Here is a 14798-nt window from a genome sequence, read left to right on the forward strand (position 1 = left end):
CCAGCTTGAGTTCGCTGATTGACGCAGAGATGATCAATTAATTCAGGGAGTGGACTGGACATGTGCGAACTGCTCGGCATGAGCGCCAATGTGCCGACCGACATCTGCTTCAGCTTTACCGGGCTGATGCTGCGGGGCGGCAAGACGGGCCCCCACAAGGATGGCTGGGGGATCACCTTCTACGAGGGGCGGGGTTTTCGCACCTTCAAGGATCCCGAACCCAGTGCCCAGTCACCCATCGCCAAGCTGGTGCAGGCGCTGCCCATCAAGAGCCGTGCAGTGGTCAGCCATATCCGGCAGGCGAACCGGGGGTGCGTGTCGCTGGAGAACACCCACCCCTTCACCCGCGAGCTGTGGGGACGCTACTGGACCTTTGCCCACAACGGCCAGCTGACCGGCTACAAGGGGTTGCGGACCGGGCGCCACCGCCCTGTGGGGGATACCGACAGCGAGCACGCCTTCTGCTGGCTGCTCGACAGGCTGGAGCAGAAATACCCCAAGCGTCCGGCGAACTTCCCCGCCATGTTCCGCTATCTCGCGACCCTGTGCGACGAGCTGCGCGGACTCGGGGTATTCAACATGTTGCTGTCAGATGGGGAGTTCGTGATGACCTATTGCAGCAACAACCTCTACTGGCTGACCCGCAGGGCCCCCTTTGGCGAGGCCCGTCTGCTGGATGAAGACGTGGCCATCGACTTCCAGAGCGAGACCACCCCGAATGACGTGGTGACGCTGATAGCCACCCGCCCGCTCACCGGCAATGAGAGCTGGGTGAAGATGGCGCCCGGGGAGTTCTGCCTGTTCAGGCTGGGTGAGCTGGAATATGGCAATGCAGCCAGGCTGCTGACCCGCCAATAAAAAAATACCAGGGTAGAATCCTACCCTGGTTCTTCGCAGCAGCCATACAGGCAAAAAGGGATGAGAGAGGTGTTGCTGAGCCGCATCATTCTCATGGCCTGCATTGTTATGTCATTGTTAATTTTGTGACAACATTTATCTCTTTCCTGCCTGGGACTGCGTGTTTATAACTTGAGCTGGCTCACATTCTGATGGCGGCAAGCCGCTTCAACCGACTCTCGTCGCAGCGCGGGTGACAGCCGGTGTGCGGGTCGGCTATATTGTGGTCTGTTTGAATACCATCATAGGGAAGAGAAGATGGAGTGGCTGGATCAGAAAGTGCTGCGACAACTGGCAGATGACATAGGTCATGACATGATGCCGGTCGTCATCTCGGTGTTCGTCGAAGAGGTGGGCGGGCAGCTCGCCCAGCTCAGGCCACTCTTTGATCAGCGGGACTGGACCGCCCTGGCCCGCCTCGCCCACAGCATGAAGTCCTCCTGTGGCAGTTACGGTGCCGAGCCCAGCTATCAGCAGGTGATGGCGCTGGAGCTTGCCTGTCGCCGGGAGGATGTGGAGGAGGCCGCTCGCCTGCTCGAACAGCTCGAGCACTCCCTGCCGCAGGTCTTCTCCCACCTGGCCCAGTATCACTAGGTCGCATTGGCGGGTTAGCCCGCCTTGTCACGCTCTGCGTACCAGCTCAGTATCACCGCATCCAGCGCCTGTCGAAGCTTGAGGCGATCGTGGCGATGGGGCAGGGCCGCCTCACCCAGACTGGCCTGAACCAGGCAATGCTGCAGCTCGGGAGCCCCATGGCCTTCGGGGGCCAGGATGGCATCGATCCGGCCCTGACCGATCCGCTCTTCCAGCCAGCGATGCTGGTGGGACAGCGTCAGCTTGCCAGCCGGCCCGTTTTCGGCCACCAGATTGCTGATGAAGACGACGATGGCGCCGCTGCCGCGGATCGCCTCGGCGACCTCGCTCAGCAACAGGGGCGGCATGATGGAGGTGAGGAAGCTGCCTGGCCCCAGAATGATCATGTCGGCCTGGCTCAGGGCGTCGATCGCCTCGCGGGTGGCGGGTACGACCGGGTTCAGGCTCAGGGCCCGTGGCGGCGTGGTGAGCTGATCGATGGAGACTTCCCCCAGGATCTGATCGCCACAGACGGTGTGGGCACACAGATCCGTGGGGTGCTCGGACATGGGCAGCAGGCTGGGCGCTATGTGCAACATGTCGCTGATGAGTCGGATGGCATCCAGGGGGCGGACACAGAGGTTGTCGAGGGCCAGCAGCATCAGGTTGCCGAGGTTGTGACCCGCCAGCTCGCCGCGACCCGTGAAGCGGTATTCGAACAGCTGGCTGCCGATGCTGGGCTCGGTCACCAGCTGATTGAGGCAGTTGCGCAGATCTCCCCAGGCGATGCACTCCTGGCTCTTGCGCAGGCGCCCGGTGGAGCCGCCGTCATCCGTCGTGGTGACTATGCCGGTCAGCCGAGAGCCTAAAAACGAGAGGGAAGAGAGCACCCGACCCATGCCGTGACCACCGCCGATGGCGACGACCCGGTCAAAGTCATTGATATTTTTCTGCCACATGCAGTCATCCTGTGGGAGGCCAGTGCGCATCAGTTTAGTCCGCCTGGCCAGGTAATTGTTTGATAAAGGTATGATTTTTGCTTGATGACCTGGCATCACATACCACTAGGAGATGGTGTTGAACTTCCTGACGGCTCACTCTCTTGCCGAGACGACCCCGCTGGCCGCCCAACAGATAGCTGAACGGTTGCTCGCTCAATCACCTCATTCCCCGTCGTTGTTGCTGGTCTATTTTACCCAAGCACACGATGCCGCGGTACTGCGCCGTGCGCTCAAGGCCCGCTTTCCCCAAACCCGGCTCATCGGGTGCAGCTCCTGTGGCGGTATCCTGACCCAGGCTGGCCATCATGGCCGGCTGGGCTGGAGTCTGGCTGTGGCGGCCCTCTATGACGACAAGGGAGCCTACGGCGTGGCCGGGCAGGCAGGGGAGGCGCTGGATGTGCGCCAGTTGCTGCGCCGCGCCATCGCCGATGGCGGGCGTCCCGGCGAGTTGCCGCAACTCATCCTGCTGCACACCAGCCCCGGGCAGGAAGAGGCTGTGCTGGCGGGCATAGATGCCGAGTTCGGGGCGACGGTTCCCGTCGTCGGCGGGTCGGCGGCGGACGACGGTGTCACCGGCGAGTGGCAGCTGTGCTGGGATGAGGGGGAGGGGCGCCAGGGCTGCGTGGTGGCGGTGCTCTATCCCGATTGCCAGCTGGCCTTCCAGTTCCACTCGGGTTATGTGCCCACCGAGCGCCATGGCACCATTACCGCGCTGGATGGCCGCGAGGTGTTGACCATAGACAATGAACCTGCGGCCCGGGTCTATGCCCGCTGGACAGAGCGCCAGCTCCCCTGGGCTGTGGGCCCCATTCTGCGGGAGACGACCCTCTCCCCGCTGGCCCGCCAGGTCGGAACCCTGGATGAGATGCCTTATTACAAACTCTCCCACCCCGAGGCGGTAACGGAGCGGGAAGGGTTGCGCCTCTTTACCGAAACCCGGTTGGGGGAGCGCCTGCAACTCATGTACAGCAGTCAGGAGGGCCTGCTTCAGCGCAGCCTGAATGCGGTACGCATCGAACCCGAATATGGCATGGCGGGGAACTTGCAGCCCATCGGCGCCCTGGTGGTGTTCTGCGCGGGCTGCCGTCTGGCGCTGGGTGACGCGCTCAGCGATGTCGTCGGCCATTTCAGCCAACGGCTGGGGGAGATCCCCTTTATCACGCCATTTACCTTCGGCGAGCAGGGGCGATTGCCCCATGGTGAGCTGGCGCATGGCAACCTCATGGTATCGAGCGTAATCTTCCTCGAGAGCTGACAAGGTGCTGGACACAAGATGATAGGCAATAGCGAACTCGAAACCCTGGGCGACAAGCTGCAAACCACGCTGGTGGAGCTGATGCGTTGCCGGGAGCGGGAGGCCAGATACCGTCAGGAGTCACAGGCCCTGCTGTGCGGGGTGGCGACGTTGGCACAGGCCAAGAGCCTGGAGCAGGTGCTGGACAGCCTCATTCTGGCGCTCAAGCCCTTCATCGGCTTCGAACAGGCTGATGTGGTTGCCTGGGATGGGGGGCGGGGCAGCACCCATCTGAGCACCCAACCCGGGGAGGTCGGTCGCACCTGGCCGCTGACGCCGCTCTTCTCCCGCGCCATCGCAGGTGACACCCTGGTCATCTATGATCCGGCCCAGTTGCCCGAGCTGGCCTCCCTGGCGGGGGCGGCGGGCTGGGCCAGCGTCATGATGACGGGGTTGCAGGCGCCGGGCTTCTCGGGGGTGCTCATCTGCCGGCACAGTGCCGCGGGCACCTTCGATCTCCAGAGCAAGGCGGCGATGCAGCGTTGTCGCCCGCTCATCTCCCAGGCGCTGGTCAACATCGCCTATCGGGCGCGCCTGCAGGAGCAGGTCGACCTCAAGACCCTGGCGCTGCAAGCGAGCGAGCAACGCTTTCGCAGCTTTGCCGCCATGGCGTCCGACTGGTTCTGGGAGACGGATCCCGAGCACAGGCTGAGCTATGTCTCCGCCCCCGGCTACCAGGGGGAGGCGCTGGTTCGCCAGGCGGGGCGCAGCCTCTATGACTTTGCCCACGACAAGGAGGATCCCGCCTGGTGCAAGTATCAGCACCAGATAGCGCGCCATCTGCCGGTGCGGGCGATGCGCGCCCAGGTGACGCTGGCGAGCGGCCCCTGCTGGATGGAGATCAATGCCGAGCCCTGCCATGACGCCAGCGGCGCCTTCATCGGTTATCGGGGCACGGCGCGGGAGATTGGCAGCCAGATCCGCCGCGAGCAGGAGCTGGCGCGGGCGCGGGATGAGGCCGAGAGTGCCAACCGCGCCAAGTCCCAGTTCCTAGCCATGATGACCCACGAGATCCGCTCCCCCATGAATGCGGTGCTGGGGATGCTGGATCTGCTGCAGCATGGTCGGCTCGAGACCCCGCAACAGACCCTGCTCGGTCACGCCACCCACTCTGCCCATCTGCTGCAGACCATCATCGACGATGTGCTCGACTTCTCGAAGATTGAATCCCATACCCTGGCCCTGCACTGCGAGCAATTCCAACCCGCCGAGCTGTGCCGGGCCCTGGTGGAGCCGCTGCAGGCGCAGGCCTGCGCCAAGGGCATAGCGCTGCATTGGCAGCTGGATGAGCAAGTGCCGTCTCATCTGCAGGGGGACGCGGTCCGCCTGTCCCAGGTGATCGGCAACCTGCTCGGCAATGCGGTGAAATTTACCGCCGCCGGTAGCGTGCGGCTTGCGCTGGAATGGCAGGATGAACGGCTGAGGGTGTCGGTCAGCGACACCGGGATTGGCATATCCCCCGAGGATCAGGCGCTGCTGTTCGAGCCGTTCTATCAGGTCGACAGCTCGGCCACCCGTCGCTTCTCCGGCTCCGGGCTTGGGCTCGCCATCTGCCGGCGGCTGGTGCAACTAATGGGGGGGGAGATCCGCCTGCAGAGCACCCCCAGGCAGGGCAGCTGCTTCTGGTTCGAGCTGCCCGGAATGGCCTCACCTTGCATCGCGTCGACCAGCCCCGCCATCGAGGGGCTCTCCATGCTGGATCTGGATGTGCTGGTGGTGGAGGACAGCCCGGTCAATCAGCTGGTGGTGTCACTCATGCTGCAAAAGCTGGTGTGCCGGGTGAGACTGGCAAGCAATGGCCTGGAGGCGCTGGCACAGGCTGGCGAGCGGCGACCGGATCTCATCCTGATGGATATGCGGATGCCGCAGATGGATGGGCTGGAGGCCACCCGCCGTTTGCGTGCCATGGGGTGCGAGGTTCCCATAGTGGCGCTGACGGCCAATGCCATGACGGAGGACAGGGCGCGTTGTCTGGCCCAAGGGATGAACGATTTTCTGGCCAAGCCCATCAGCCTGGCCCGGCTGCGCAGCTGTTTGCTGCGCCATTGCCGGCTCCCGTAGCCAGATTTTGGGTAAAAAAAATGGTCAACCTGGTGGTTGACCAATTCTTCAGCAAATACTGAAGAGAGCACGGGATAAATCGGGTTGTACGGTCTTATATGAAAAAGTCGTGCCAACTTTTCATGACCTGTTATTTGCGGCTGGTAGCGGAGTTATCTGTTGTTATCGCCACCGGTGATTGCAAATTGCGAATTCCATCTTTTCATTGTAAGAATTTCCGGTCAGGATATTCGCGTTTTGCAAACCACTTCTTGACTCACTCTCTGACTCACTGTGCGATCAGTCGGCGCAGGAACTGGCGCGCCGCTTCACTGTTTTGTTTGGCAATCAACATCTGTTTTTCATAGATCGGCATGGGCAGGATTTCGAGCCAGCGCTGACAGAGCCAGGCCGCGTCGTCGAACTGCTTGTCCGGGTAGAGCTCATCCAGTTCCGGATATTGTTCAAATACCTCCTGCAATCTGCTGACCAGCTGCTTGTCGCTGAAGTCCGAGTGGGCGCTCGGCCAGTTGGGCAGGGTTTCCACCTGAGCGTGGCGCAATCCGGATTCATCCGTTTCCAGCTCATGAATGCAGAATCGTTCCAGACCGAGCACGGTGACCCCGAGCAGGCCATCGTTGAGGGTATAGAAATCAGTCACCTTGACGCGAGTGCCGACCGGCAGTATGCGTCCGCAGGTGCCCGTGCTGGTGGTCTCTTCCATCACGATGCCAAAGCCGCGATCTTCGATGAAGGACTCCTTGAGCATCTGCAGGTGGCGAGGCTCAAACAGACGCAAGGGGAGTTTCCCGCCCGGCAGTATGTGTGAGGGCAAGGGGAACAGTGCCAGGTGTTGAAGTTTCATGTTCCATCCTCCGATAAGTTGCATCTGGATATGACAATGCAGTGACTGTGCCAGAGCTCGGGGAAAAGCAGGAAAATGATGCCGATAATTTAAATATCCATTAGTAATCAAGCTATTAAGATTTGATTCAAGGGCAGGGAGAGGATAGATCAGGAAGGGATTCAGGTGGCTTTGTAGGGGCTCGTACATGCCCCATCTGCAGAATGGGGCTGCGTTCGCATAATGCAAATGATTCCCCTGCAAAATGGGTATCTGCCGACCATCTTAAGCGACAGTATTTCTCGGGCGTGATGGCTGAGGGGGCTAGGCGACGGATTCGGTAGGCTGACTGAGCCCTTCCAGCATCAGGGCGGCTACCTCGTCGTACATCTGTGACCAGGCATCGGAGAGCGCGGGCGTGAAGTGCTCTCCCAGTCGTCGTGCCAGCACCAGGGTCAACGCCTGTTTCAACAGGGCGAACTGGTGTGACTGCACCTTGAATTTTTGATGCCGCCTGCCGAGATCCCGGATGATGAAGCTCAAGGCATCCAGCTGCTCCAGGCTGGTGATCACGGTGTTCAGGGTATCCGATACCTTGGCGACCGGCATTCCCGCAGGATCGGGAAAGAGGTCGATCAATTCAGGCGAGAGTCGGAACAGCTCCGCATATACCTCCTGGACATAGGTGTTGTTCAGGGCGGTGACCCTGCCCCAGGCCCTCTGTACCAGCTCGATCTGCTCGGATGTCATGCCCTGTGCCCTCCATGTGCCGTCTTCTGAACATAATAATTCATTTTCTCAATAATATGCGGGGTCTGTGACGTTATGTGAGGCGAGGGAGGCAGCCAGCAAAAGGCCCCGGGATGACGGGGCCCTGGCTGACATGGGAAGGGGCAGGCAACGGGAGCCTAGTTGCGCTGTTCCAGGTACATGACGGCGGCTTCCACCCGGCTCTGGGCCTCGAGCTTTTTCAGCAGGCTCTTGACGTGCACCTTGACGGTGCCTTCCGAGATGTGGAGCACGGAGGCGACCTGTTTGTTGGAGAGACCCTTGGCAATCTCGCGCATGATCTGCATCTCGCGGCGGGTCAAGCTTTCCAGCTTCTGCTGCAGGTGATCCAGCTCGTAGATGTTCTCGAGGTAGGGGCGCAGCGGCTCGCTCAGGATCTGCTTGCCGGTCATGACATCGGCCAGTTGGCCCAGCAGCATGTCGGGCTCGGTGTCCTTGAGCAGGTAACCATCGGCGCCGGCCTTGAGCAGGGCAACCACGTCCTGGCGGGCGTCGGAGACGGTCAGGATCACCACCCGGGAGGTGATCTCTTCGGCGCGCAGGGCCTTGAGGGTATCGAGGCCGGACAAGCCCTTCATGTTGAGATCGAGCAGGATGAGGTCCGGCTCCGACTCCTTGGCCATGGCCACGGCGTCAGTGCCGTTAGAAGCCTCGCCTATCACTTCGATGTTATCTTCCAGCTCCAGCAGTTGCACAATGCCTTTGCGCATCAGGGGATGGTCATCTACAACCAGAACACTATATTTCATCTCGTCCATCAGGCGTCTCTTGTTAGGCTGGTGGGAAAGGTCAGGTGTACACGGGTGCCCCCGGAGGGCGGCTCGCTGATGGTCAACTGACCGTGCAACTTGCTGGCACGCTCGTTCATGATGCTGAGACCGTAGTGATTCACCGCCGAGCTTGCGCCCCCTATTCCGACACCATCATCTGCAATCTGAACCTGGATGTTACCATCAGCCAGGGTCTCACAGCTAACGTCAATGCGCTGGGCGCAGGCATGTTTGATGGCATTGAGCACTGCCTCACGGATCAGTTGCAGGATGTGAATGTGTTGCCCCGCCTCGAGATCCGTATCGGTCAGTCCGTATTGGAGCCTGATCTCGGCCCGGGTCTGAGGCTTGAGCTGCTCCAGCATGACGCCGATGGCTTCGCCGAGGTTGGCGTCGCCGATGCTGAGGCGGAAGGTGCCGAGCAGCTCGCGCAACTGGGTGTAGGCATTGCTGAGCCCTTCGTCTATCTGCTCCATGGCGGCCTTGGCCTTGCCATTATCCCCCTTGGCGACGGAGCGCTTGAGCAGGGTGGACTGGATCTTGAGGTAGGAGAGCGCCTGCGCCAGCGAGTCGTGCAGCTCGCGGGCGATGACGGCCCGCTCCTCCATCAAGAGCAGGCGCTGGTGTTGCAGCAGGGTCTGATCCTTGTGCAGCACTTGGGCCAGCAACATGGAGAAGTTCTTCATCAGCCGCTCGTCGATGGGATGTGCGCTTATCATGTCGAGCCGACCGTACTCCTCCTCATCCATCTGCAGATAGAAGCTCACCACGGCCTCCAGATCGCCCGGCCAGCCGGTGCGCCCGGTGATGTAGACCGGCATGGCGTTGTGCTCGAAGCGGGTCAGGCGGATATGGTCGATGTGCTGATGGGCGGCGGCCCGCTCCAGCAATTTCTGCAGGGTGCGCCGGCTCAGTGGCGCCGCGTGCAGTTTCTGGGCGGTGGAATAGAGGAAGGAGAGGGTGTCGTTCGCCTGCTGCAACTTGGCGGTTTTCTCTTCCACCTTGCTCTCCAGCTCCCGATAGAGCTTGCCGAGCTCGTCCGCCATGGTGGCGAAGGCACCGGACAGTTCCCCCAATTCGTTTTCGCAGTGGGGGGGCAGGGTCAGGTCGAACTCCTGGCGCTGGATCTGGCGGGCGCAATGGACCAGCTGATTGAGGGGGGCGACCACCTGCTGGCGGGTGAAACGCACAGTGAACCAGGCGATGGTGATGATGGCGAGCAAGCCCAGCCCCTCCGCCAGGGCCAGCATGCGCACCTTGAACTCCACGTGATACTGCATCTGGTTGACGAAGTCATCGATGGCGGCGACGAACTGCTCCGTGTTGTCGGTGTAGCGGCTGGGGGTGGCGTTCTCGATGTGCTCGCGCATCATCTGCCATTGCAGTAGCACCTCGCCATAGGTGCGGCGCAGGGAGGCGGGGGTGATCCAGCGCTGGGTCTCCTGCAACTCGGAGGCATGGAGTGTCTGCTCGAACTGGTCGAGCCGGCCGAGGACGGCCTGATCCTTCTCGATCTCGTAGGCCATGCGATAGGCCTGCATCCGCAATGATCCCGACAGGTTGATCGCCTTGGCGTCGGGTACCGAGTAGAAGAGAGTGACCATGGCCACCACGGCGATCAGGCTGGCCATGAACAGGATCAGCACCATGGAGCGGCCGATGGCGCTGCTGACCGAGTGTACTTTGAACCACTTTCCCATGCCGATTGGCTTCCTTCAGATCAGACAAAGACCCCACAAAGTAGCATGGGAGTGTACTCCAACATGTGCTAGCATCGAAAAACTAGATGAACTCCGAGCGTTTTTGCCTAAGTCATTGAGATAGGGGGAAAACGCCGTCAGCCGTCGTTCGAGCTGAAAGGGTCAGGAAAGAAATGCCCTGGCCTCCCGTATTTGGAAAGGTGTTTATGTTGCCACTTGAAGATGGTTTTTCCCGTCGTTTTTACTATTTGCGCCTGTCGATTACCGACGTGTGCAATTTCCGTTGTACCTACTGTTTGCCGGACGGTTATCGCCCCCCGGATGGAAACAAGGAGGGGCGCAAGTCGTTTCTCTCCCTGGAGGAGATCCGCCGCATCGTCTCGGGCTTCGCCGCCATGGGGACCCGCAAGGTGCGCCTGACCGGGGGGGAGCCCTCCCTGCGCCGTGACTTCACCGCCATCATAGAGACGGTGGCCAATACCCCCGGCATCGAGAAGGTGGCCATGACCACCAATGGCTACCGCTTGAAGGAGCGCGCCCAGGAGTGGTTCGATGCCGGACTCAATGCCCTCAATGTCAGTGTCGACAGCCTGGATCCACGCCAGTTTCACCAGATCACCGGCGAGAACAAGCTGGCGGAGGTGATGGAGGGAATAGAGGCGGCACTGGCCGCCGGCTTCAAGTCGGTGAAGATCAATGCGGTGCTGCTCAAGGGGCTCAACGACCAGCAACTGGATCAGTTTCTGGCCTGGATCAGGCACAAGCCCATCGAGCTGCGCTTCATCGAGCTGATGCAGACCGGGGAGATGGACAACCTGTTTCGCGACCACCACACCAGCGGCGAGCTCATCAAGGCGCAACTGCTTGGCAATGGCTGGATCCAGCAATTGCGTGCGGTGGACGACGGCCCGGCCCAGGTCTTTATGCACCCGGAGTCGCAGGGTGGGGTGGGGCTCATCATGCCCTACAGCAAGGACTTCTGCGCCGGTTGCAATCGGCTGAGAGTCTCCTCCGTGGGCAAGCTGCACCTCTGTCTGTTCGGTGACAACGGGGTGGAGCTGCGGGATCTGCTCAGTGACGACAGTCAGCAGGAGGCCCTGCAACAGCGGATCCGCCAGGCGCTCACCGGCAAGGCCGCCACCCATCGTCTGCACGAGGGCAATGCCGGCATGACCCCCCATCTCGCCTCCATCGGCGGCTGAGTGCCGGCCGTCAGAGCAAAATAGCCATCGATTAATAAGCAATCCTCACATAGGGGTAATTTACCTTGCCCCTCTGCTGCCTTATTGCGCCAAGGGTTTGATCCAGCGCAATAATCCCCCCTGTTTATCTCCCTGGTGGTATATCACTGGACTTGTGAGAGTCGCAATATACACCCACGCTTATAATTGGTATTGAAAATGCCAGTCACTGGTTCCGCGCTCGAATTCTGTCCTGTGAAGAGGAATTGATATGCCTGATGGGGTCAATCTGTCCCGCCGCAGTCTGTTTCGAGGACGACTGAGTGCGCCCAGACCCGAGGTGCAACTGCCCTGGTCCGTCTCCTGGGCCGACTTCGTGGCCGATTGTACCCGGTGTGGCGACTGCCTGACGGCCTGCCCGGAGCAGATCCTGATCAAGGGGGACGGCGGCTTCCCGACGGTGGATTTCCAGCGTGGCGAGTGCAGCTTCTGTGGCGAATGCGTCAGCGCCTGCCAGGCACCTGTGTTCAGGCCGACGACCCAGACCCCCTGGGACTATGTGGCTCACATCGAGGCCGGTTGCCTGGCCAGTGCCCAGGTCTTCTGCCAGCGCTGTCAGGACAGCTGCGAGCAGCAGGCCATCCGTTTTTCTCCTCAGCTGGGGCGAGTACCCACCCCCAGCATCCATACCGAGTCGTGCAATGGCTGTGGTGCCTGCGTGGCGGATTGTCCGGTCGGCAGTATCAGGGTGGGCGCCCCCCATGAGGGATCGGCCACATGAAGCAAGGGATGAGCAAGTTGGAAAACAACCATATGACCCGAGAAGAGTTCCATGTATCCAGCCTGGTGGTACTGACCCAGCCCCCCTTGCGCCACCGGCTCGCAGAGCAGATTGCGGCCCTGGGCGGGGCCGAGATCCATGCCGTCAGCGACGAAGGCAAGCTGGTGGTGACCCTGGAAGGGCCCAGCCAGCGCCCCATCATGGATGCCATCGATGCGATCAATGCCATGCCGGGCGTGCTCTCCGCCGCCCTGATCTACCACCAGTTTGATGAAGTCGAAGCCGAGGGCAGGGAATAGCGCCACGAGGCTGGGCCGCGCGGTTCGCGATGCCCGATGTATAGCAAGAAAGCGCCATGACGCTGAGCCAGCGCGGCTCGTGACAATGGCTGTCATTGATGTGATTAAGCAATGCGAGGATATGTCATGAAGCTGAGTCGACGCGACTTTATGAAGGCCAATGCGGTGGCGGCAGCCGCTGCCGTGGCCGGAGTCAGTGCCCCCACCCTGGCGGCGAACCTTATTACCAGCACCGACAAGACTGCCATCACCTGGGACAAGGCGCCCTGCCGCTTCTGCGGCACCGGCTGCTCCGTGCTGGTGGGCTCCCAGGCCGGCCGCGTCGTGGCGACCCAGGGCGATCCCGATGCGCCGGTCAACCGTGGCCTCAATTGCATCAAGGGCTACTTCCTCTCCAAGATCATGTACGGCGAGGATCGCCTGACCCAGCCCATGCTGCGCATGACCAATGGCAAGTTCGACAAGAATGGCGACTTCGCCCCCATCAGCTGGGATCAGGCGTTCGACATCATGGCCGAGAAGTTCAAGGCCACCCTTAAAGAGAAGGGACCGACCGCGGTCGGCATGTTCGGCTCCGGCCAGTGGACCGTCTGGGAAGGCTATGCCGCCGCCAAGCTGATGAAGGCGGGCCTGCGCACCAACAACCTGGATCCCAACGCCCGTCACTGCATGGCCTCCGCCGTGGTCGGTTTCATGCGCACCTTCGGCATGGATGAGCCCATGGGCTGCTACGACGACATCGAGCAGGCCGACGCCTTCGTGCTCTGGGGCTCCAACATGGCCGAGATGCACCCCATCCTCTGGTCACGGATGTCCGATCGCCGCCTCTCCAACCCGGATGTGCAGGTGCACGTGCTCTCCACCTTCGAGCACCGCAGCTTCGAGCTGGCGGACAACGGCATGGTGTTCACGCCCCAGACCGACTTGGCGATCCTCAACTACATCGCCAACTACATCATCCAGAACGACAAGGTGAACTGGGACTTCGTCAACAAGCACACCCAGTTCCGCAAGGGGGTCACTGACATCGGCTACGGCCTGCGCCCGACTCACCCGACACAGCAGAAGGCCAAAAACCCCGACAGCGGCGACTCCACCCCCATGAGCTTCGACGACTTCGCGAAGTTCGTGGCGGATTACGACGTCGACTCCGTGGCCAAGCTCTCCGGCGTCTCCAAGGAGAAGCTGGAAAAACTGGCCCAGATCTATGCGGATCCGGACAAGAAGGTGGTCTCCTACTGGACCATGGGCTTCAACCAGCACACCCGTGGCGTCTGGGCGAACAACCTCTGCTACAACATCCACCTGCTGACCGGCAAGATCTCCACCCCGGGATCGGGTCCCTTCTCCCTGACCGGCCAGCCCTCCGCCTGCGGCACGGCGCGGGAAGTGGGCACCTTCGCCCACCGCCTGCCCGCCGACATGGTGGTCACCGACCCCAAGCACCGCGCCATCGCCGAGAAGATCTGGAAGCTGCCGGAAGGCACCATTCCCGAGCAGGTGGGTTATCACGCCGTGCTGCAAAACCGCATGCTCAAGGACGGCAAGCTCAACGCCTACTGGGTGATGTGCAACAACAACATGCAGGCCGGTCCCAACATGAACGAGGAGGGGTTGCCCGGTTATCGCAACCCGGCCAACTTCATCGTGGTCTCCGACCCTTACCCGACAGTGACCGCGCAAGCGGCTGACCTAATCCTGCCCACCGCCATGTGGGTGGAGAAAGAGGGTGCCTATGGCAACGCCGAGCGCCGCACCCAGTTCTGGCACCAGCAGGTGAAGGCGCCGGAAGGTGCCAAGTCCGACCTGTGGCAACTGATGGAGTTCTCCAAGCGCTTCACCGTGGAAGAGGTGTGGCCGGCGGAGCTGATTGCCAAGATGCCGGAAGTGAAGGGCAAGACCCTGTTCGAGGTGCTCTACGCCAACGGTCAGGTCAACCAGTTCCCGAAAGAGCAGAGCAAGGGGGCGCTGAACGACGAGGCGGAACACTTCGGTTTCTACGTGCAGAAGGGGTTGTTCGAGGAGTACGCCTCCTTCGGTCGCGGCCACGGCCACGATCTGGCGCCCTTCGATCAGTACCACGAGGCCCGTGGCCTGCGCTGGCCCGTGGTGGACGGCAAGGAGACCCTGTGGCGCTATCGCGAAGGGTTCGACCCCTATGTGAAGGCGGGGGAAGGGGTGCGCTTCTACGGCAAGCCGGACGGCAAGGCGGTGATCTTCGCGCTGCCTTACGAACCTGCCGCCGAGGCTCCGGATAAAGAGTACGACATGTGGCTCTCCACCGGCCGCGTGCTGGAGCACTGGCACACCGGCACCATGACCCGCCGGGTGCCCGAGCTCTATCGCGCCTTCCCGGATGCGGTGCTCTTCATGCACCCGGAAGATGCCAAGGCCCGCGGCGTGCGCCGTGGTGAAGAGGTGATCGTCGCCTCCCGCCGTGGCGAGGTGAAGACCCGGGTCGAGACCCGCGGTCGCAACCGTCCGCCCAAAGGCCTGGTGTTCATGCCCTTCTTCGATGCGAGCCAGCTGGTCAACAAGCTGACCCTGGACGCCACGGATCCCCTCTCCAAAGAGACGGATTACAAGAAGTGCGCCGTCAAGGTCATGAAGGCGTAAGGCGGGGCCGGGG

Annotated in this window: 13 protein-coding genes and 1 riboswitch; of the genes, 8 read left to right on the forward strand and 5 right to left on the reverse strand. The window is 61.5% G+C overall.

Translation table 11 applies throughout. The annotated features are described in order from the left end of the window. The first annotated feature begins 60 nt into the window (after positions 1-60). Together AC3WR3_RS00245 and AC3WR3_RS00250 are read left to right on the forward strand one after the other, a co-directional pair. A complete protein-coding gene (locus tag AC3WR3_RS00245) occupies positions 61-858 on the forward strand; it encodes a class II glutamine amidotransferase (protein ID WP_202046300.1) in 798 nt (265 codons plus the stop codon). 297 nt (positions 859-1155) lie between these two features. Beyond that, positions 1156-1491: an Hpt domain-containing protein gene (locus AC3WR3_RS00250; RefSeq protein WP_043132862.1), complete on the forward strand. Its 336-nt coding sequence runs from the start codon at positions 1156-1158 to the stop codon at positions 1489-1491. Positions 1492-1505: 14 nt separating this feature from the next. On the opposite strand, the gene AC3WR3_RS00255 is transcribed toward AC3WR3_RS00250, so the two are convergent. Continuing rightward, on the reverse strand, positions 1506-2429 hold the full coding sequence (locus tag AC3WR3_RS00255; protein WP_492290833.1) for a gluconeogenesis factor YvcK family protein: 924 nt from the start codon (positions 2427-2429) through the stop codon (positions 1506-1508). Positions 2430-2541: 112 nt separating this feature from the next. Between AC3WR3_RS00255 and AC3WR3_RS00260 the strand changes: the two genes are divergently transcribed. After that, the gene (locus AC3WR3_RS00260) at positions 2542-3726 is read left to right on the forward strand and encodes an FIST signal transduction protein (RefSeq protein WP_492290834.1); all 1185 of its coding nucleotides are present in this window, start codon (positions 2542-2544) and stop codon (positions 3724-3726) included. A gap of 18 nt (positions 3727-3744) precedes the next feature. Next, on the forward strand, positions 3745-5826 hold the full coding sequence (locus tag AC3WR3_RS00265; protein ID WP_492290835.1) for an ATP-binding protein: 2082 nt from the start codon (positions 3745-3747) through the stop codon (positions 5824-5826). A gap of 268 nt (positions 5827-6094) precedes the next feature. Here AC3WR3_RS00265 and AC3WR3_RS00270 read toward each other — a convergent pair whose 3' ends face one another. From AC3WR3_RS00270 to narQ, 4 genes are all read right to left on the reverse strand, one after another. After that, complete coding sequence (locus AC3WR3_RS00270) at positions 6095-6670, reverse strand: LON peptidase substrate-binding domain-containing protein (protein ID WP_139439283.1); 576 nt, start codon at positions 6668-6670, stop codon at positions 6095-6097. 303 nt (positions 6671-6973) lie between these two features. After that, positions 6974-7399, reverse strand: a complete 426-nt coding sequence (locus AC3WR3_RS00275) for a globin domain-containing protein (RefSeq protein ID WP_265435703.1) — start codon at positions 7397-7399, stop codon at positions 6974-6976. A 158-nt stretch (positions 7400-7557) separates the two neighbouring features. Next, positions 7558-8196 carry a two-component system response regulator NarL gene (gene narL / locus AC3WR3_RS00280; RefSeq protein ID WP_247626835.1) on the reverse strand — a complete coding sequence of 213 codons (639 nt, stop codon included), beginning with the start codon at positions 8194-8196 and terminating at the stop codon, positions 7558-7560. Then, positions 8196-9908 carry a nitrate/nitrite two-component system sensor histidine kinase NarQ gene (narQ, locus tag AC3WR3_RS00285; protein WP_404838104.1) on the reverse strand — a complete coding sequence of 571 codons (1713 nt, stop codon included), beginning with the start codon at positions 9906-9908 and terminating at the stop codon, positions 8196-8198. Before narQ ends, narL begins: the two co-directional genes overlap by 1 nt. A 79-nt stretch (positions 9909-9987) precedes the next feature. Next, a riboswitch (molybdenum cofactor riboswitch) is annotated at positions 9988-10127 on the forward strand. Between narQ and moaA the strand changes: the two genes are divergently transcribed. The 4 genes from moaA (at position 10115) to napA (ending at position 14785) form a co-directional block, all read left to right on the forward strand. Then, the gene (gene moaA, locus AC3WR3_RS00290; protein ID WP_427231950.1) at positions 10115-11110 is read left to right on the forward strand and encodes a GTP 3',8-cyclase MoaA; all 996 of its coding nucleotides are present in this window, start codon (positions 10115-10117) and stop codon (positions 11108-11110) included. It overlaps the preceding riboswitch by 13 nt. A gap of 250 nt (positions 11111-11360) precedes the next feature. Beyond that, the gene (gene napF, locus AC3WR3_RS00295) at positions 11361-11870 is read left to right on the forward strand and encodes a ferredoxin-type protein NapF (RefSeq protein WP_202046296.1); all 510 of its coding nucleotides are present in this window, start codon (positions 11361-11363) and stop codon (positions 11868-11870) included. Positions 11871-11878: 8 nt separating this feature from the next. Further along, positions 11879-12169 (forward strand): chaperone NapD, encoded by a 291-nt coding sequence (locus tag AC3WR3_RS00300; protein ID WP_492290836.1) that lies wholly within the window; start codon positions 11879-11881, stop codon positions 12167-12169. Positions 12170-12295: 126 nt separating this feature from the next. Continuing rightward, positions 12296-14785 carry a nitrate reductase catalytic subunit NapA gene (napA, locus tag AC3WR3_RS00305; protein ID WP_492290837.1) on the forward strand — a complete coding sequence of 830 codons (2490 nt, stop codon included), beginning with the start codon at positions 12296-12298 and terminating at the stop codon, positions 14783-14785. Positions 14786-14798: the final 13 nt, after the last annotated feature.

Source organism: Aeromonas sp. EU05-FHT14A05 (assembly GCF_058791175.1).